The 18,370-nt window shown below is 75.7% G+C and carries 17 protein-coding genes and 1 tRNA gene; 3 read left to right on the plus strand and 15 right to left on the minus strand.

Going from position 1 to position 18,370, the window contains the following annotated elements:
- Window positions 1-4 precede the first annotated feature (4 nt).
- A complete protein-coding gene (locus ASG36_RS06095) occupies window positions 5-1,090 on the minus strand; it encodes a zinc-dependent metalloprotease (protein WP_200944342.1) in 1,086 nt (361 codons plus the stop codon).
- Between the two features lie 147 nt (window positions 1,091-1,237).
- The gene (dacB, locus tag ASG36_RS06100; RefSeq protein WP_235494633.1) at window positions 1,238-2,590 is read right to left on the minus strand and encodes a D-alanyl-D-alanine carboxypeptidase/D-alanyl-D-alanine-endopeptidase; all 1,353 of its coding nucleotides are present in this window, start codon (window positions 2,588-2,590) and stop codon (window positions 1,238-1,240) included.
- A 142-nt stretch (window positions 2,591-2,732) separates the two neighbouring features.
- Here dacB and ASG36_RS06105 point away from each other — a divergent pair, with 142 nt between their 5' ends.
- A complete protein-coding gene (locus ASG36_RS06105; protein ID WP_055760715.1) occupies window positions 2,733-3,227 on the plus strand; it encodes an inorganic diphosphatase in 495 nt (164 codons plus the stop codon).
- A 127-nt stretch (window positions 3,228-3,354) separates the two neighbouring features.
- Here ASG36_RS06105 and ASG36_RS06110 read toward each other — a convergent pair whose 3' ends face one another.
- From ASG36_RS06110 to tmk, 6 genes are all read right to left on the minus strand, one after another.
- Window positions 3,355-4,320, minus strand: a complete 966-nt coding sequence (locus ASG36_RS06110; RefSeq protein ID WP_055760718.1) for a nitronate monooxygenase family protein — start codon at window positions 4,318-4,320, stop codon at window positions 3,355-3,357.
- Between the two features lie 99 nt (window positions 4,321-4,419).
- On the minus strand, window positions 4,420-5,319 hold the full coding sequence (locus ASG36_RS06115) for a dihydropteroate synthase (protein ID WP_055760721.1): 900 nt from the start codon (window positions 5,317-5,319) through the stop codon (window positions 4,420-4,422).
- Complete coding sequence (locus tag ASG36_RS06120) at window positions 5,316-6,044, minus strand: dihydrofolate reductase family protein (RefSeq protein WP_055760725.1); 729 nt, start codon at window positions 6,042-6,044, stop codon at window positions 5,316-5,318. The genes ASG36_RS06115 and ASG36_RS06120 overlap by 4 nt, the downstream gene beginning before the upstream one ends.
- Window positions 6,045-6,084: 40 nt before the next feature.
- Window positions 6,085-6,160, minus strand: a tRNA-Thr gene (locus tag ASG36_RS06125).
- A 46-nt stretch (window positions 6,161-6,206) separates the two neighbouring features.
- Window positions 6,207-7,373, minus strand: coding sequence for a DNA polymerase III subunit delta' (locus tag ASG36_RS06130; protein ID WP_055760728.1), 1,167 nt, complete (start codon window positions 7,371-7,373; stop codon window positions 6,207-6,209).
- Window positions 7,370-8,011, minus strand: coding sequence for a dTMP kinase (gene tmk / locus ASG36_RS06135; RefSeq protein WP_235494635.1), 642 nt, complete (start codon window positions 8,009-8,011; stop codon window positions 7,370-7,372). The genes ASG36_RS06130 and tmk overlap by 4 nt, the downstream gene beginning before the upstream one ends.
- 53 nt (window positions 8,012-8,064) lie before the next feature.
- Here tmk and ASG36_RS06140 point away from each other — a divergent pair, with 53 nt between their 5' ends.
- On the plus strand, window positions 8,065-8,853 hold the full coding sequence (locus ASG36_RS06140; protein WP_055760733.1) for a trans-aconitate 2-methyltransferase: 789 nt from the start codon (window positions 8,065-8,067) through the stop codon (window positions 8,851-8,853).
- Here the strand turns inward: ASG36_RS06140 and ASG36_RS06145 are convergent.
- From ASG36_RS06145 to ASG36_RS06160, 4 genes are all read right to left on the minus strand, one after another.
- Window positions 8,832-9,581 (minus strand): class I SAM-dependent methyltransferase, encoded by a 750-nt coding sequence (locus tag ASG36_RS06145; protein ID WP_055760736.1) that lies wholly within the window; start codon window positions 9,579-9,581, stop codon window positions 8,832-8,834. The genes ASG36_RS06140 and ASG36_RS06145 overlap by 22 nt on opposite strands.
- Before the next feature lie 2 nt (window positions 9,582-9,583).
- A complete protein-coding gene (topA, locus tag ASG36_RS06150; RefSeq protein WP_055760739.1) occupies window positions 9,584-12,511 on the minus strand; it encodes a type I DNA topoisomerase in 2,928 nt (975 codons plus the stop codon).
- A 167-nt stretch (window positions 12,512-12,678) separates the two neighbouring features.
- Window positions 12,679-14,223: an alpha/beta hydrolase gene (locus tag ASG36_RS06155; RefSeq protein WP_055760742.1), complete on the minus strand. Its 1,545-nt coding sequence runs from the start codon at window positions 14,221-14,223 to the stop codon at window positions 12,679-12,681.
- Window positions 14,220-14,552, minus strand: coding sequence for a hypothetical protein (locus ASG36_RS06160; RefSeq protein WP_055760746.1), 333 nt, complete (start codon window positions 14,550-14,552; stop codon window positions 14,220-14,222). Before ASG36_RS06160 ends, ASG36_RS06155 begins: the two co-directional genes overlap by 4 nt.
- A 183-nt stretch (window positions 14,553-14,735) precedes the next feature.
- Between ASG36_RS06160 and ASG36_RS06165 the strand changes: the two genes are divergently transcribed.
- A complete protein-coding gene (locus ASG36_RS06165) occupies window positions 14,736-17,369 on the plus strand; it encodes a DEAD/DEAH box helicase (RefSeq protein ID WP_082522817.1) in 2,634 nt (877 codons plus the stop codon).
- Between the two features lie 5 nt (window positions 17,370-17,374).
- On the opposite strand, the gene ASG36_RS06170 is transcribed toward ASG36_RS06165, so the two are convergent.
- From ASG36_RS06170 to ASG36_RS06180, 3 genes are read right to left on the minus strand one after another with little or no spacing between them, the layout of a single operon-like run.
- Entirely contained in the window at window positions 17,375-17,725 is a 351-nt protein-coding gene (locus tag ASG36_RS06170; protein WP_055760749.1) for an Rv3654c family TadE-like protein, read from the minus strand.
- The gene (locus ASG36_RS06175) at window positions 17,722-18,060 is read right to left on the minus strand and encodes a TadE family type IV pilus minor pilin (protein WP_055760751.1); all 339 of its coding nucleotides are present in this window, start codon (window positions 18,058-18,060) and stop codon (window positions 17,722-17,724) included. The genes ASG36_RS06170 and ASG36_RS06175 overlap by 4 nt, the downstream gene beginning before the upstream one ends.
- Before the next feature lie 40 nt (window positions 18,061-18,100).
- Entirely contained in the window at window positions 18,101-18,355 is a 255-nt protein-coding gene (locus ASG36_RS06180) for a DUF4244 domain-containing protein (protein ID WP_082522818.1), read from the minus strand.
- Between the last annotated feature and the right edge of the window lie 15 nt (window positions 18,356-18,370).

Below are 18,370 nucleotides of genomic sequence, written 5' to 3' on the forward strand. Positions count from 1 at the left end.
CGTGTCAGACGGTGACGGCGGGGCGGTGCAGCACGCGCTCGACCCAGCGCTCGGGGTGGGTCAGCTCGTCCTTGAGCGGGAGCGTCTCCGGCCCGGTCCAGACGGTGTTGAAGGCCTCCATGCCGACCAGGTCGACCACCCCGGCGACGAAGTGCCGGCCGTCGGCGTACTGCTGCATCTTCTGCTCCAGACCCAGCAGCCGGCGCAGCACGCGGTCGACCGGGCCGGTGCCCTTGCGGCGCTGGCTGAACCGCTTGCGCAGGGTGGCCACGGTGGGCAGCACGTCGGGGCCGACGCCGTCCATCACGAACTCGGCGTGCCCCTCGACCAGGCTCATCACCGCGGTGACCCGGTCCATGACCTCCTGCTGCGCGGGGTCGGCGATCAGCGCCATCAGCCCGCCGGGGGCGTCGCCCTCCACCGGCTTGCCGCGCACCGCGTCGGACAGGCTGGACACCACGTCCCGCAGCCGCTCGCGCAGCACGGTCGGGTCGAGGTCGCTGACCTCGACGAAGGCCTCGATCTGGCTCTCCAGGTACGGGGTCAACCAGGGGACGGCGGTGAACTGCAGCTGGTGGGTGACCTCGTGCAGGCAGACCCACAGGCGGAAGTCGTAGGGGTCGACCCGCAGCTTGCGCTCGGCCTCGACGATGTTCGGCGCCACCAGCAGGAGCCGACCGCCGGAGCCGAACACCTCGTACTGGCCCAACACCTTCGAGGACACGAACGCCAGCACCCCGCCTGCCTGCAGGCCGGTGGCCCGGCTGCCCACGGCCTGGGCGATCGCACCGGGCTTCGAGCCGGTCTTCTCCTGCAGTGCCTCGGTCAGCGGGTCGAGCAGCGCCGACATGCCCGCGGTGTTCGCCCGCACCCAGCCCGGCCGGTCGACCACGGCGACCGTCGGCGTCGGGGCCCCGGGGGCCGGGCTGAGCCCGGTGAGCGCCTGCACGTGCGCGACGGCGGCCGCGGCGCACTCGTGCAGCTCGGCGACCACCGCGGCAGCCTCCTCACGGGTGGTGACCGGACCGGCGCTGACCAGCCGCTTCGCGGTCCGGTTGGCCAGGGCCCAGTCGACCAGGGAGCTGCTCATCGCCCGAATGTACGGCGAGACCCGCCCCCCGCCCCGGCGTCGATCAGCTGGGACGACCACCGTGCGTCCTCCTCCACCGACGTCGGTGGAGGAGGACGCACGGTCGTCGTCGGAGCTGATCGACGCCGCAGGCGGGAGGGAGGGGTCTCAGCAGCCGCACGAGGCGAGGGCGCCGGCGACGGCATCCAGGGCTGCCTCGGCAGCGATGACGTTGCCCGGGGTGCCGTCGGCCAGGACGGCGAAGACCAGCAGCCGCCCGTCGAGGGTGACCACGGTGCCGGCCAGCGCGCTCGTGGTGGACAGCGTGCCGGTCTTGGCCCGGACCGCGCCGGGCTCGGTGGCCGGGTCGGCGTCCGCGCGGTCGGCGAGCGTGCCGGTGTAGCCCGCGATCGGGAGCCCGGACAGCAGCGTCGCGGCCCCCGGCACCGACCCGTCTGCCCCGGCCTCCAGCACGTCGACCAGCAGGCGCGCCGGCACCAGGTCCTCCCCCGAGAGCCCGCTGCCGTCGGACAGGGACAACCCCGTGGTGTCGAACCCGGCCGCGGCGACGGCGTCCGCCACGGCCTGGGCGGCGCCGGTGAAGCTGGCCTCGGCGCCGGTGGCCAGCGCGACCTGCCGGGCGAGGGTGTCGGCGAGCAGGTTGTCCGAGGCGGTGAGCGCCTGCTCGACCAGCTGCTCGACCGGGGCGGACCGCACCTGGCCGAGCACCGCGGCACCGGCCGGCGCCGTCCCCAGCGTGACCGTGGCGCCGGGTGCGCCGAGTGCCGCGGCCAGCGCCGTGCCGGCGTCGGTGCCGGGCTGGCCGCTGCGCGGGGACTGCCCGGGAGTGCGCCGGGCGCCGTCCACGGCAGTGGCGGTGACCGGCGCGGCGTAGGTCGAGGGCGCGTCCTCGCTGCCCCAGCCGCTCGCGGTGAGCGGCCCGACGAACAGCGAGTTGTCCACGACGACCGAGGTCACCGGGACCCCGGCCAGCGCGGCCTGCACCTGCCCGGCGAGGTCGGCGACGGTGGGTGCGCCCGGGTAGCTCAGCGACGGGGCGGTGGTGGACAGCGTCGGGTCACCACCGCCGACCAGCACCACCTGCCCCGGGACGGCGCCGGCGACGACGGTGGTGGGCACGGTGGCCCCCGGGCCCAGGGTGGTGAGCGCGGCCAGCCCGGTGAGCAGCTTCGCCGTGGACGCCGGTGTCCCGGGGGCGGCGGCATCGACGTCGAGCAGCACCTGCCCGGTGGCGGCGTCGACGACCTCGGCGGACAGCCCGGCGCCCAGGGCCGGCGCGGCCAGCAGCGGCGCCAGGACGGCCGCCACCGCCGCCGGGTCGGGGGCGGGGCCGGTGAGCGCGGCCAGCACCGGGGCCGGCTCGCCCAGGTCGGGCAGGACGGCGTCGGGCACGGCCTGCGCGTCGGAGGGGACGGCGGCCACCGTGTCGGGGTCGGCGTCGGAGCCCACGTTGATCGCCACCAGCACCGCACCGGCGACCACGACGAGGGCCAGGCACACCGCCACGAGGGCCTGCCAGAGCCGGCGGCGCCAGCGCGGAGGGGTCTTCCCGGGGCCTCGGGGAGTGCGCGCGATGACCCCTCCCGGGCAGATTCGGACCTCCGGCGACCCACGTCCGGCCGGCGTGGGCCACACTACGTCGGTGCAGTTCGACGTGACGGTAGAGATCCCCAAGGGCCAGCGGAACAAGTACGAGCTGGACCACGCCACTGGACGCATCCGGCTGGACCGGATGTTGTTCACCTCGACGCGGTACCCGGCGGACTACGGGTACATCGAGGCGACCCTCGGGCAGGACGGTGACCCCCTCGACGCCCTCGTGCTCCTGGAGGAGCCGACCTTCCCCGGGTGCCTCATCACCTGTCGTGCCATCGGCATGTTCCGGATGACCGACGAGGCGGGTGGGGACGACAAGGTCCTCACCGTGCCGGCCACCGACCCCCGGATGGCCCACCTCAAGGACATCACCGACGTGTCGGAGTTCGACCGGCTGGAGATCCAGCACTTCTTCGAGACCTACAAGGACCTCGAGCCCGGCAAGAGCGTCGAGGGCGCCGACTGGGTCGGCATCGTCGAGGCGGAAGCCGAGATCACCGCGTCCTTCGAGCGCGCCAAGCAGGCCTCGAACAAGCACTGACCCCCTCCTGACTGGCCGGTCACCTCACGGCCGCCGAGCGCACCCGGACGACCGACGGGCGCCGCACCCCACCGGGTGCGGCGCCCGTCGTCGTGTCTCGGGCAGTCGCGTCTGGGGCGGTCGTCTCTCAGGCCGGCACGTAGGCGCGGTCCAGCGCCGACTTCGCCTCGGCGTACTCCCGGGCCAGCCGGGCCACCAGCTCGGCGGCCGGCACGATCCCGTCGACGACGCCGATGCCCTGGCCCGAGCCCCACACGTCGCGCCAGGCCTTGGCCCCGCCGTCGCTGCCGAAGCTCATCGCGCTGGGGTCCGAGGTGGGCAGGTCGGCCGGGTCCAGGCCGGCGGCGACGATCGAGCCGGACAGGTAGTTGCCGTGCACCCCGGTGAACAGGTTGCTGTAGACGATGTCGTCGGCGCGGCTGTCCACGACCATCTGCTTGTAGCCCTGCTCGGCCCGGGCCTCCTCGGTGGCCAGGAACGCCGACCCGACGTAGGCCAGGTCGGCACCGGCGGCCTGGGCGGCCAGCACCGAGCTGCCGTGCGCGATCGCCCCGGACAACGCCAGCGGGCCGTCGAACCACTGGCGGATCTCGCGCACCAGGGCGAACGGCGACGTCGTCCCCGCGTGGCCACCGGCACCGGCGGCCACCGCGATGAGCCCGTCGGCGCCCTTCTCGACCGCCTTGTGCGCGAACCGGTCGTTGATGACGTCGTGCAGCACGATGCCGCCGTAGGAGTGCACCGCGTCGTAGACGTCGGCCCGGGCGCCCAGCGAGGTGATCACGATCGGCACCTCGTGCTCCACGCACAGTGCGACGTCGGCCTCGAGACGGTCGTTGGAGCGGTGCACGATCTGGTTCACCGCGTAGGGGGCCACGGTCGCCCCGGTGGCGGCCGCCGCGGCGAGCCGCTCGTCGATCTCGGTCAGCCAGTCGCCCAGCTGCGCCGCGGGCCGGGCGTTGAGCGCCGGGAAGGAGCCGACGACGCCGGCCGTGCACTGGGCGACGACGAGGTCGGGTCCGCTGACGATGAACATCGGCGAGGCGATCACCGGCAGGCTCAGCCGACCGCGGAGGACGTCGGGCAGGGTCATCGGGGCAGGTCCACCTCTCTGTGGGCGCCCCGGGTCGGGCGCTGACACAGCCGAGTCTGCCCGGTCAGCACTGACTGCTCGACACCCGGGCCGCGGCGCTCAGTCGACGGGCAGGTCCGCCATCGCCCGCAGCACGGCCCGCACGCGCGGGACCTCGTGGGTGCGGTACACCCCGGTGCCGCCCAGCCCGGCGAGGACGGCGAAGAACCCCTCCGCCGTCCGCACCTCGTCCTCGAAGTACGGGAACCCGGCCGGCAGCGCGTGGCACACCGGCAGGCCCAGGCTGCGCAGCCGGAAGGCGTGCAGCAGCAGCACCGACTGGTGCCGCAGCCGCTCGAGCGGGTCGGTCAGTCGCGCCATGCCGAAGCCCGCGCCCGGGTCGACGCAGATGCCGGCACGCACGCCCCGGGCCCGGGCGAGGTCGACCCGGGCGCCGAGCGCCGCGGCCATCGCGGGGTAGGGGTCCCGGTCGACGGCGGTGTCGGTGAGCTCCCGGGGGTTGTCCCCCAGGACGTGGCAGAGGACCAGGGCGGCGTCGAACTCGGCGGCCAGGTCGAACATCGCGCCGTCGTCGGCCGAGCCGGTCAGGTTGAGCACCTGCGCGCCGGCGGCGAGCACGGCCCGCACCACCTCCGGGTGGTAGCTCTCCACCGACACGGCGACCCCGGCGGCGGCGAGCTCCTCCACCACGGGCACCAGGGCCCTGATCTGGTCCTGGGGGCCCACGCGGGTGCTGCCGGCCACCACCGACTCGGCCCCGAGGTCCACGACGTCGGCACCCTGCGCGGCCAGCACGATCCCGCGCCGGACGGCGGCGGCAGCGGAGGGCGCGACGCTCTCCCGGTACCAGGAGTCCTGGGACAGGTTGACCACGCCCATGAGCGCTGGGCGGGCGTCGGTGTCCAGCACCCGCTCCCCCACCCGGAACGGAGCCACCGGGTGCTCGAGGTCCGCGGCGTGCTCCGTGGCCAGCCGGGCGAGTTCGCGGAGGCTGATCACCGGTGTCCCGGGCGCACGTAGCGGGCCATGACGTACCCCTCGGCGGTGAGCAGGTGCACGAGATCGAACCGGGCGATCTCGGCGAGCCCGTCGGTGCGGGGGGTCTGCGCGGTGCCGGCGAAGACCGGCGCGAGCGTGATGTCGGCCTCGTCGAGCAGGTCGGCGGCGACCACGGCCTCCAGCAGGCTCGGCCCGCCCTCGCACACGATCCGGCGCAGGCCGCGGTCGGTGAGCGCGGTGAGCAGCGACGCGGGCTCCAGGTCGGCCAGCTGCAGCACCTCGGCGTGCTCCCGGGCGGCGGCCAGCGCCTCGGCGTCCGGCATCGGCCCGGTCAGCACCAGCGGGGTGAGCGTGGACTCCGCCCACACCGGCAGCGCCCACGGCAGGTCCAGCGACCCGGACACGACCGCCAGCTGCGGCGCCGGCGCCTGTCCGGCGGCGTTGCGACGGGCGCCGTCTGCCTCCGCTGCCTGCATCGGGCCGTACTCCTCGGCCCGCAGCGTGCCCGCACCCACCAGGACGGCGTCGGCCATCCGGCGCACGGCGGTGAACACGTCGCTGTCGACCGAGGAGGAGATCGAGCCGCTGAGCCCGTCCGGCCCGGCTGCCGCGCCGTCCAGCGTCGTGACCATCATCGCCCGGACCCAGCGGCCCTCGTCGGGCCACGGGTAGGCCTCCAGCAGCTCGTCGCCGGCCAGCTGACGTCCCGGCGCCGGGAAGACCATGTCCACGGCGGTGAACGTAACCGCCGTGCCGGGTGGTGCGTGGAGCCGCCTGTCGGAATCGAACCGACGACCTTCTCATTACGAGTGAGATGCTCTACCGACTGAGCTAAGGCGGCGGGCGTGCCTGCGAGAGCTTACGGGACCGGGTGTGCCACCCCGCGCTCAGGCCGGGAGCCGGAGTGCCACGCAGAGCGCCTCGATGGCGATCTGCGGCTTGACCGCCTGCTCCAGCGCGGTGCGGGCGGCGAGCACCGCGTCGATCCGGCGCAGCGCCCCCTCGGCACCGATCTTCTTCGCCAGCTCCAGGCTGTCGGCCTTGCGGTCGGGGTGGGCCAGCTGCGGCACCCGGGACAGGTCGCCGCGGACGGTGTGGATCACCAGCGCGTCCCGGTACATCGACGCCAGGTCGACCAGCGCCCGGTCCAGGGAGTCCCGGCCCAGCCGGGTGGCCCGGGACTTCTGCTTCTTCTCCAGCTCCTTGAGCTGACCGGCGCCGCGGCTGGCCGCAGCGACTCCCGGGCCGCGGGCACCGACGCCCAGGCTGGCCTTCACCGCCTCGGTCTCGGCGCCGTCGACCACCGCCGTCGTCCGGTCGGACTCCTCCTTGGCCGCCGACACCAGGTCGTCCGCGGCGTTCAGGCAGGCCGCGAGACTGACCAGCGACAGCGGGACGTCGAGCACGGCCTTGCGGGCCATCCGGGCACCCTCGTCGCGGGCCAGGTGCCGGGCCCGGCCCACGTGCCCCCCGGCCGCGGCGGCCGACCACGCCGCGAGCGCCGGGTCGATGCCGTCACGCCGCACCAGCACCTCGGCGACGGCCTCGACCGGCGGGGTGCGCAGCGCGACCACCCGGCACCGCGACCGGATGGTCACCGGCACGTCGTCGGGGTGCAGCGAGGGCGCGCAGAGCAGGAACACCGTCCGGGCGGGTGGCTCCTCGAGCATCTTCAGCACGGTGTTGGTGGCCTGCTCGGTCATCCGGTCGGCGTCCTCGACGATGACCACCTGGAACCGGCCCTGGGACGGCGCCCGACCGGCCATCCGGACGATCTCGCGCACCTCCGCGACCCCGATCGACAGCCCCTCGGGGGCGACGACCCGGACGTCGGCGTGCGTGCCGCCCAGCGCCGTGTGGCAGGCGTGGCAGGTGCCGTCGCCGCCGGCCGGGCACTGCAGCGCCGCGGCGAAGGCCCGGGCGGCGGTGGACCGGCCCGACCCGGGCGGGCCGGTGAACAGCCAGGCGTGCGTCATCGCGGAGGGGTCGGCGACGGCTCGCTCCAGCTCGGCGACCGCGGCGGGCTGGCCGACGACGTCGGTCCAGACGCTCACGCGAGCAGCTCCGTGACCCGGGTGCGGATGCCCTCGGCGACCTCGTCGGGGGCGGCGGTGGCGTCCAGGACGAGGTAGCGGGCCGGCTCGGCCGCGGCGAGCTCCAGGAAGGTCTGCCGCACCCGCAGGTGGAACTCCAGGGACTCGGCCTCCAGCCGGTCTGCGGTGGCCCGGCCCCGGGCGCGGGCCAGCCCGGTCTCCGGGGGCAGGTCGAGCAGCACGGTCAGGTCGGGCAGCAGGCCGCCGGTGGCCCAGCTGCTGATCGAGCGCACGTCCTCCAGCGGGATGGTGCGGCCGGCGCCCTGGTAGGCCAGCGAGCTGTCCACGAACCGGTCGGTGACGACGACGTCGCCGGCCTCCAGCGCCGGGCGGACCACCTCGTGCACGTGCTGGGCGCGGTCGGCGGCGTAGAGCAGCGCCTCCGCGCGGGAGGACAGCCCGACCGTCGACGGGTCGAGCAGCAGCTGTCGGACGGTGCCGCCGATGACGGTCGCGCCGGGCTCCCGGGTGGTGCGGACCGTGCGGCCCTGCGCGGTCAGCCAGGCCTCGAGCCGGGCGACCTGGGTGGACTTGCCCGCCCCCTCGCCGCCCTCGAAGGCGAGGAACACCCCGGCCGGGCGGTCCTCCTGGCTCGTCACGCTGGCGACGGTACCGGCGGGCACCGACAGTCCTCGGGCTGCCAGGGTGGGGTGTGCCTGCCGACTGGTCGCCGTCCCAGTACCTGCGCTTCGCCGACGAGCGGTCCCGCCCGTTCGTCGACCTGCTGGCCCGGGTCGACGCGGTCGACCCGGGCGTCGTGGTCGACCTGGGCTGCGGGGAGGGCGAGCTCACCGCGTCCCTCGCCCGCCGCTGGCCGGGCGCCCGGGTCACCGGGGTGGACTCCTCCCCCGCGATGCTCGCCGCCGCGGCCGCGCACGCCGTCCCGGGCCGGGTGTCGTTCATCCCGGGCGACCTGGAGACCTGGGAGCCCGAGGGCCCGGTGGACGTGCTCGTCTCCAACGCCGCCCTGCAGTGGGTGCCCGAGCACCGGCGACGCGTCGTGGAGTGGGCCGGTGCGCTGACGCCGGGTGGGTGGCTGGGGTTCCAGGTGCCGGGCAACCACGCGGCGCCCACGCACGCGCTGCTGGCGGCGCTGTGCCGCGACCGGCGGTGGGCCGACCGGGTGGACGACCTGGCGCCCTCGACGTCCGCCGTGGACGACCCCGCCGGGTACCTCGGCGTGCTGGAGTCGGCCGGACTGCGCGCCGAGGCGTGGGAGACGACGTACCTGCACGTGCTGCGCGGGCCGGACGCCGTGCTGGGCTGGGTGCGGGGCTCGGTGTTGCGGCCGGTGCTGGCCCGGCTGGGGGACGACGCCGGGACGTTCGAGAGCACGTACGCCGAGGCCCTGCGGCAGGCCTACCCGGAGCGCGCCGACGGGACGACCCTGCTGCCCTTCCGGCGGGTGTTCGCCGTCGGTCAGGCCGGGACCAGCCGGTAGCTGCGGGTCACGTACGGCAGCTCGAGCTCGGTGCGGCCCGCGGTGTCGGGGTGCTCGGCGAGCAGGGCGCGCAACCGGTCGAGGAACGTCGTCCGCTCGTCGGGGGTCATGGTCGCGACGTAGCTGCGGGTGCCGATGGTGCCCACCACCTGCTCCGGGGTCAGCCGCTGCACCACGGTCGAGAGGTGCTCGGTGACCGTCGCGGGCAGCTCGGCGGCGAACCGGGCCACGACGGTCTGGTCGGCCTCGTGGTCGCGGGCCTCGGCCGCCAGCGCCGCCCCGAGCGCGCCCACCCACGGCACCCGCTCGTCGCGGGTGTTCCAGACGAAGCCGAGCACGCCACCGGGGCGCAGCACCCGACGGAGCTCGGGCGCGGCACGCTCGGGGTCGAACCAGTGCGCGGCCTGACCGGCGACGACGGCGTCCACGTCACCGTCGGGGACGGGCAGGGACTCGGCGTCCCCGACCGCGGCCCGCACCTGCGGCAGCCTGGCGGTGAGCTGGTCGAGCATCCCGGCCGAGGGGTCGACGGCGAGCACCTCGTGCCCGGCCGCCAGCAGCTGGTCGGAGAGCAGCCCGGTGCCCGCACCCAGGTCCAGCACCCGCAGCGGCCGCTCTCCCAGGAGGAAGGACACCGCGTCGGCGGGGTACCCGGGCCGGAGCGCGGCGTAGTCGGCCGCGACGGACCCGAAGGAGGTCCGCCGGGCGTCCCACGCCCGCCCGGTCACCGTCAGCTCCCGGCCGGGACGACCCCGTCGCCGGTCGTCGTCCGGGCAGCGGTCTTCTTCGCGGCCGTCTTCTTCGCGGTCGTGGTCTTCTTCGCCGCCGTGGTCGTCTTCTTGGCCGCGGTGGTCTTCTTCGCCGCCGTCGTCTTCTTCGCGGTGGTCTTCTTGGCCGCGGTCTTGCGGACGGCCTTCTTCTTCACCGGCGCCCGCTCCCGACGCTCGACCAGCAGCTCGGCCGCCCGCTCGAGGGTGATGGTCGCCGGGTCGTCGCCCTTGCGGAGGCTGGCGTTGGACTCCCCGTCGGTGACGTAGGGCCCGAAGCGGCCCTCCCGCACGGTGACCTGGCCCTGGGTGACCGGGTCGGGGCCCAGCTCCTTCAGCGGGGGCTTGGCCGCGGCCCGACCGCGCTGCTTGGGCTGGGCGAAGACGGCGAGGGCCTCCTCCAGCGTGGTGGTGAAGAGCTTCTCCTCGCTGTCGATCGAGCGGGAGTCGGTGCCCTTCTTCAGGTACGGGCCGTAGCGGCCGTTGAGGGCCTGGATCTCCTCGCCGTCCGGGGCGGTGCCCACGGTGCGCGGCAGCGTCAGCAGCTTCAGCGCCTCGTCGAGGGTGAGCGTCTCCGGGGTCATGGAGGCGAACAGGCTCCCGGTGCGCGGGGACTCCTTGCTGTCCTCGGGCACCACGGTGGTGACGTAGGGCCCGTAGCGGCCGGCCTTGACCAGCACCTGGTGGCCCGACTCGGGGTGGACCCCGAGCTCACGGTCACCGGAGGGGGCGTTCAGCAGCTCCTCGACGCGCTCGGGGGTGAGCTCGTCGGGGGCGATGTCGTCGGCGATGGAGACGCGGGTGCCCTCCTCGCCGCCGGCCTGCAGGTAGGGGCCGTAGCGCCCGACCCGCACGAGCACCGGCTGGCCGTCGGGGCCGGTGGCGCGCAGCGGGATCGAGTTGACCCCGCGGGCGTCGATCTCCTCCAACCGCTGGCCGACGACCTGCTTGAGCCCGCCGGAGGCCGCGATGCCCCCGGCGTGCCCACCCCCGCCGCCGAAGTAGAACTCGGTGAGCCAGTCGACCCGGCGCAGCGTGCCGCCGGCGATCTCGTCGAGCTCCCCCTCGAGGGAGGCGGTGAAGTCGTAGTCGACGAGCGCGGCGAAGTGCTGCTCGAGCAGGTTGACCACCGCGAAGGCCACGAACGTCGGGATGAGGGCCGAGCCCTTCTTCCAGACGTACCCGCGGTCCTGGATGGTCTGCATGATCGAGGCGTAGGTGGAGGGCCGGCCGATGCCGAGCTCCTCCAGGGCCTTGGTCAGCGAGGGCTCGGTGTAGCGGGCCGGCGGGGTGGTGGTGTGCCCCTTGGCGTCCAGCGACCGGGTGTCCAGCTGCTGGCCGCGCTCGACCCGGGGCAGCCGGTTCTCCGCGTCGTCGGCGTCCCCGACCTCGTGGTCCTCCCGGCTCTCCACGTAGGCGCGCAGGAAGCCGGGGAAGGTGATCGTGCGACCGCTGGCGGTGAACGTCACGGCCTCGTCGGTGGTCGAGGTGCCGGCCAGCCGGATGCTCACGGTGTTGCCCACCGCGTCGGACATCTGGGAGGCGACCGTGCGCTGCCAGATCAGCTCGTAGAGCCGGAACTCCTCACGGGCCAGCTGGCCGGCGAGCTGCCCGGGGGTGCGGAAGGCGTCCCCGGCCGGGCGGATGGCCTCGTGCGCCTCCTGGGCGCCCTTGGCCTTCTTGGAGTACCGCCGCGCCTCGGCCGGCACGTAGGCGTCGCCGTACAGCTCGCGGGCCTGGGTGCGGGCCGCGCGCAGCGCCGTCTCCGACAGGTTCGTCGAGTCGGTGCGCATGTAGGTGATGAAGCCGTTCTCGTACAGCCGCTGCGCGGTGCGCATGACCTGCTGGGAGGACCAGCCGAACTTCCGGCCGGCCTCCTGCTGCAGCGAGGACGTGGTGAACGGGGCGTACGGGCGGCGCCGGTAGTCCTTCTGGTCCACCCGCACGACCTCGACCGGGCGGGACTCCAGCCGGGCGGCCAGGCCGCGGGCACCGGCCTCGTCCAGGTGCACCACGTCGCTGGCCACGGTGCCGGTGTCGGGCTCGAAGTCCCGGCCGGTGGCGACCCGCCGGTCGTCCACGCTGACCAGCTTGGCGGTCAGGCTGGTCGGCTCGCCCTCGTCGGCGGCCTGCGCGCCCTGCTGGACGTCGAAGACGCCGGTCAGGCTCCAGTAGTCGGCGGCGGTGAAGCGCATCCGGGCCCGCTCGCGCTCCACGACGATCCGGGTGGCGACGGACTGCACCCGGCCGGCCGACAGCTTGGGCAGCACCTTCTTCCACAGCACCGGGGAGACCTCGTAGCCGTAGAGGCGGTCGAGGATGCGCCGGGTCTCCTGGGCGTCGACCAGCGCGGTGTCCAGCTCACGCGGGTTGGCCAGGGCGCGGGCGATGGCCTCCGGGGTGATCTCGTGGAAGACCATCCGCCGGGCCGGGACCTTGGGCTTGAGGGTGTCGATCAGGTGCCAGGCGATGGCCTCGCCCTCGCGGTCCTCATCGGTGGCGAGGAAGACCTCGGAGGCGTCCTTCACCAGCGACTTGAGCCGGCTGACCTGCTGCTTGCGCTCGGGGCTGATCACGTACAGCGGGTGGAAGCCGTTGTCCACGTCGACGCCGAGCCGGGCCCACGACTCGCCCTTGTGCGCGGCCGGCACGTCGGCGGCGTTGCGCGGGAGGTCCCGGATGTGCCCGATGGAGGACTCCACGACGTACCCGCTGCCCAGGTAGCCGGCGATCGTCTTGGCCTTGGACGGCGACTCCACGATGACCAAGGGCTTGCCCCCCGACGCCGCGGCAGCACGCTTGCGCGGCGGCGTGGCGGTGCCACCGGCGGCGGTCTCGGCCGTGGCCTCGACGTCGTCGGTGGTGGGCTTCGCGGTCTTGGTGGGGGGCAACGGGGCTCCTGTCGGTGGTGCTGTGCGCGAGCGCCGGGACGCACCCGGGTGCCGAGGGGAGCGGCGGCGCAGCACCCGCCCGGCAGCGCCACGGTAGGCCACGGCGGAGCAGGCCGTCCGTGCGACGAGGTGGCACGGGCGCGCCGGGGGCTCGGCCAGGGCCCCGGTCAGGACGGCTCCCGGGTGCCCGCCACGACCTCGGCGATCGCCTGCAGGGTGGGCCGCTCGGGGTCGTAGTAAGAGGTGTGTCCCTGGTCGGGATCGGTGGGCAACGGGACCGCACCGAAGAACGGCGTGGACGGCCCGGGACCGTAGTAGCCCGACCAGGACACCGGGTCCTCGATGTTCCAGGCGCCGTACACCTCGTCGGCCTCGAGCCCGCTCGCGTCGGCCACCCGCATGCCCGGGCTGCCGAGCACCACGACGGCGTCGGCGGCCAGCTCGCCCTCGGCGCGGGCCGCCTCCCCGGCCACGACCGTGCCGTAGCTGTGCGCGACCAGCGTCGTCCGCGGGAGCGGTGCTCCCCCGGCCGCCGCCGGCCCGGACCTGGCCACCGCGAGCCCGTCGAGGGTGCGGTCCAGCACCGGACCGGCCGCCCGCGCGTTGACCGGGAGGAAGAAGGAGCCGACCCCCGGGGTCTGGTAGCCCATCCAGACCAGGGTGGCCACCGCCAGGCCGGGCGCTGCCGCCTCGGCCAGGTCCTGCACGTGCACCGCGTCGGTGGTCATCGCCCCCAGGTCACCGACCGGGGCGGTCATCATCCCCGGGACGAGCACCCCGACCGCCCCTGCGGTGTCCAGGTCACCGACGCCCAGGGCGACGAGGTCCTCGCCGGGGTCGAAGAGCACCAGCTGCGCGGTCCGCCCGTCGGCGGCCAGCCGGGTGAGCTGGTCCTGCACGGCCACGGCCGTCCCGAAGCCGTCCGCCTGCGGGTCGGCCAGGGCACGGGCCAGCAGCGCCCGGTTGGCCTCGTCCCGGGCGGCCGCCGGGACGCCGTCCAGCCCGCCGATCGCCTCCGGGTCGGCGGCGACCACGGCCTGCTGCTCGACCAGGGTGAGCCCGGTCCACCAGGCCCCGGCCTCTGTCGGGTCACCGGGCGGCGGCACCCGGGGCGCGGCGACGGGGTGGCTGTCCACGGCGCCCACCAGGCCGGCGAGGTCGGCGGGCGCGACGGCGTCGAGCACCCCCACCTCGGCCAGCGCCGTGCCGACGGCGACCGCGGCGAGGTGGGTGGCGCCGGCCGCGGCCAGCGCATCGCGCGCCCACCGCACCGCCAGGTCCGCGGCGCGCTGCCGGTCCTCCACCACCCCGACCTGGTCCAGCTCCGGGATCGCCGAGGCCGCGGGCGGCGGTCCGACCAGGGTGCCGTCCGCGGCGAGCTCCACCGGACCGGTGGCCGCGACCGCCAGTGCCGTCTCGGCCGCGGTCCGGGCGGTGTCGGCCTCCCCGGCCACCACGAGGAGCTGCTCGCCGGCGGCCACCAGGGCCACGTGCACACCGCCGGCGGCCCGGGTGAGCTCGGTGAGTGCAGCGGCGGCGACGGTGCCCGCGGGACCGGACCAGCAGTCGGCGGCCGACAGCGCCACGGCCAGGCCGTCGACCCGGACCGCCCACGGGCCGACCCGCTCGGCGACGTCACCCAAGGTCCCGGCCGACCCGCGCAGGGCGGCGACGTCCCAGCCGGCAATGGCGTACAGGTCCGCGGCGCTCACGCGGCCACCGCCGTCAGGCCGTACCGGCCGCTGATCCGCTGGGTGATCGCTGCGTCCAGCGACGCGTCCAGGGCCCGGTAGGCGGCCACCGAGGCGACCAGCGTGGCCGCGATCGCCGACGTGCTCTCGGCCAGCACGTCGAGCAGCGCCGACCAGGCCGTGCCGGTGCCCGCCAGCTCCGCGCCGGCCGGCCCGGGGAGGGCGGCGGCCGCAGCCGGCGCGCTCACCCGGGTGAGCTCGGCGTCGGCGGTCAGCTCACCGCCCAGCCCGGCCAGCCGTGCGGCCAGCGCGTCGACGGCGTCCAGCTGGACGGTCACGAGGTCGGGCACGGGGGGCTCCTGTCGGTCGCGGCCCCCGGGTGGGGCCGACGACGGCGACCCTCGGCTCCGCCAGCGACGGTCCGGGGCCCGTCGTCCACAGGCGGGGCCCCGTCCACAGCCGGGCCGGACTGCTGGTGCGGACGGCCGGGGTGTGTGCACCGGACTGTCGGTGGCACGAGGGACAGTGGTGGGGTGACGTCCTCCGCAGCGGTCCCGGTGCCGCCGTCCGCCCTGCCCGGGGACGAGCTGCTCGACGCGCTGCTGGTCGGCACCCCCGAGGAGGACTCCCCGGTCACCCACGTCCACCGACTGCCGGTGCGGGAGAGCAGTCACGGCGTCTGGCCGACCTGGGTGCCGACCGACCTGCGGGAGCGGCTGGTGTCCCGCGGCGTCCGTGCCCCGTTCAGCCACCAGGTCGCCGCCGCCGAACTGGCGCACGCCGGGCAGCACGTCGTGGTCGCCACCGGCACGGCGTCGGGCAAGTCGCTGGCCTACCAGCTGCCCGCGCTGTCCACCCTCGCCGAGGACGACCGGGCCTGCGTGCTGTACCTGGCGCCCACCAAGGCGCTGGCCCGTGACCAGCTGGCCGCGGTGAGCGCGATCGCCGGGCCCTCGGTGCGCCCGGCCGCCTACGACGGGGACACCCCGCAGGAGGAGCGGGACTGGGTGCGCCGGCACTCCCGGTGGATCGTCACCAACCCGGACATGGTGCACCGCGGGATCCTGCCGGGGCACCAGCGCTGGGCGTCCACGCTGCGCCGGGTGGCCTACGTGGTGGTCGACGAGTGCCACGCCTACCGGGGGGTCTTCGGCTCCCACGTCGGGCACGTGCTCCGTCGGCTGCGGCGGATCTGCCGCCGCTACGGCGCCGACCCCGTGTTCGTGCTGGCCTCGGCCACCGTCGCCGACCCGGCAGCAGCCGCGACCCGGCTGGTGGGGGCACCAGTCACCGCGGTCACCGAGGACGGCTCACCCCGGCCGGGCGCCACCTTCGCGCTGTGGGAGCCGCCGCTGACCGAGAAGACCGGGGAGCACGGGGCTCCGCTGCGCCGCTCGGCCGCCGCGGACGCCGCCGGGCTGCTCGCCGACCTGGTCGAGCAAGGCGCCCGGACGCTGGCGTTCGTCCGGTCCCGGCGCTCCGCGGAGTCCGTCGCCGACCAGGCCCGCCGGATCCTCACCGACCGGGGGCGCCCGGACCTGGTCCGCCGGGTGGACTCCTACCGGGGCGGCTACCTGCCCGAGGAGCGCCGCGAGCTCGAGCGCTCGCTGTCGGCGGGCGACCTGCTCGGGGTGGCGACGACGAACGCCCTGGAGCTGGGCATCGACATCGCCGGCCTGGACGCCGTCGTGCTCGCCGGCTACCCCGGCACGCTGGCCTCGCTCTGGCAGCAGGCCGGGCGGGCCGGACGCGCGGAACGGGAGTCCCTGGTCGTCTTCGTCGCCCGCGACGACCCGCTGGACCACTACCTGGCCCACCACCCGCGCGCGGTGTTCGGCCGGCCGGTGGAGGCCACCGTCACCGACCCCACCAACCCCTACGTCCTGGGCCCCCAGCTGTGCTGCGCCGCGGCCGAGCTGCCGCTGACCGACGACGAGCTCGAGGAGTTCGGCGGCGACGCAGCCCGGGCCGCGTTGGAGGACCTGGTCGCCACGGGGCAGCTGCGGCGGCGGCCCACCGGCTGGTACTGGGCCGGGCGCGGCCGGCCCGACGTCGACATCCGGGGCTCCGGGGCCGAGCCGGTGTCGATCATCGAGGGCTCCACCGGCCGGCTGCTGGGCACGGTGGACGGCGACGCGGCGCACTCCGCCGTGCACGAGGGCGCGCTGTACGTGCACCGCGGGGAGACCTTCGTCGTGGACTCCCTGGACGTCGAGGACGCCTGCGCCGCGGTGCACCCGGAGAGCCCGGAGTGGACGACGGTGGCCCGCGACGTCACCGACCTGTCGATCGTGGACGTGAGCACCACCCGTCGGCTGGGCACGGTCACCGCGCACACCGGGACGGTCGACGTGACCAACCAGGTGGTGGCCTACCAGCGGCGTCGGGTCGGCTCCGGTGAGGTGCTGGCGGAGTTCCCGCTGGACCTGCCGGCCCGGCAGCTGCGCACCCGGGCGGTCTGGCTGACCCTCGACGAGCGGGCCCTGCAGCGCGCCGAGCTCGACGACCTGGCCGTGCCGGGCTCGCTGCACGCCGCCGAGCACGCCGCGATCGGGATCCTGCCGCTGCTGGCGACCTGCGACCGGTGGGACCTGGGCGGCATCTCGACCGCGCTGCACCCGGACACCGGCGCGGCCACGATCGTGGTCTACGACGGGCACCCCGGCGGCGCGGGCTTCGCCGAGCGCGGGCACGCGGTGCTCCGCCGCTGGCTCACCGCCACCCGGGCGACGGTGGCCAGCTGCGAGTGCGACTCGGGCTGCCCGTCGTGCGTCCAGTCGCCCAAGTGCGGCAACGGCAACGACCCGCTGGACAAGGCCGGGGCGGTCCGGGTGCTCGACGTGGTCCTCGACGAGCTCGCGGCGGCCGGGGACACCGAGGCGGCGGAGGACGCGGCCGTCGAGGAGCCCGACCCGCTCGGGCTCGGCGGGCCGTTCGCGCAGGCGCGGGCGGCGACGTCCGCGGCGCACTCGCGGGCACTGCGCCGGCGCCAGCGGCTGGGCTCGGCACCGGCGGCCCGTCCGATGCGGGGCTCGCGCACGCCGGTGGCGGTCCCGGACGAGGTGGCACCCGGGACCGAGGCCGAGTGGAGCGACGTCGAGGACCACGCCGACACCGACGCCGCCCCCGATCGTCGGACCCGACCGGTGGACGACGTCGTCTTCTAGGCCGGTCACGGCGGCACCGGGCCGGCCCGCGCGTGCGCCCGGGCTGCGGTCACCCCGAGCGGCCCGAGACGGACCGGCACGGTCACCTCGACGACGACCACCGCGCCGGCGTCGACCCGGCAGGACACCAGGCCGGCACCGTTGGCCGCGGCCACCCCCTCCCCCACCGCGCAGGCCGCCGGGTCCGCCAGCACCGCCCGGCCGGCCACCGCCAACGCGGTCAGGTCGGCGGCGGTGGTCGCCCGGTGCCGCGCCACCACCGCCGACCCGACCAGCACGGTGACCGCGCCGAGGGCCGCGAGCAGGCCGGCCAGCGCGACCACCCACACGGTGGCCGACCCCTCCTCGTCCCTCACGGCAGCGCCCCGGCAGCCGGTTCGGTCAAGCCGGTGGCGGCCGAGGACACCGTGACCGCGAGTGGGAGCGGACCCAGCGGCTGCACGCGGACCGAGACGGTGACGGTCACCCGGTCGCCGTCGGTCGCCGTCGCCACCCGGGCCCCGTCGGGGGCGGCCTGGCCGGCCAGCGATGCCACCGTCGCGGCCGACTCGCCCCGGGCCGCCGCCCGGGCGCCCTCCCGGGCGGCGTCCACACAGCGGAGCTGGGCCCCGACGACGACCACGGCGGCCACCGCACCGGCCAGCACCAGGAGCAGCACCGGCAGCACCACCGCCGTCTCGGCGGTCACCATCCCCCGGTCGTCCCGCCACCGTGCTCGTCGTCGGGACACCTCAGGACAGCGTGGCCAGCGCGTCGGCCACCAGCCCGCTCATCGCGGTGACCACCGAGGCACCGGTCACCACCGAGTAGAGGACGGCGGCGAAGGCGCAGGCCGCCACCGTGCCGACCGCGTACTCCGCGGTGCTCATCCCCGCCTCGGGGTCCGCGGTCAACCGGGCCCGGACCCGGGCGGGCCAGGCCGAGACCACCACCGGGTGCACCCGCGCCTCACGAACCGTTCCCCGCTCGTGTCGTCGTGTCGTCATGTCGACTCCTCTCCC

The organism is Geodermatophilus sp. Leaf369, assembly GCF_001424455.1.
GTDB lineage: Bacteria > Actinomycetota > Actinomycetes > Mycobacteriales > Geodermatophilaceae > Klenkia.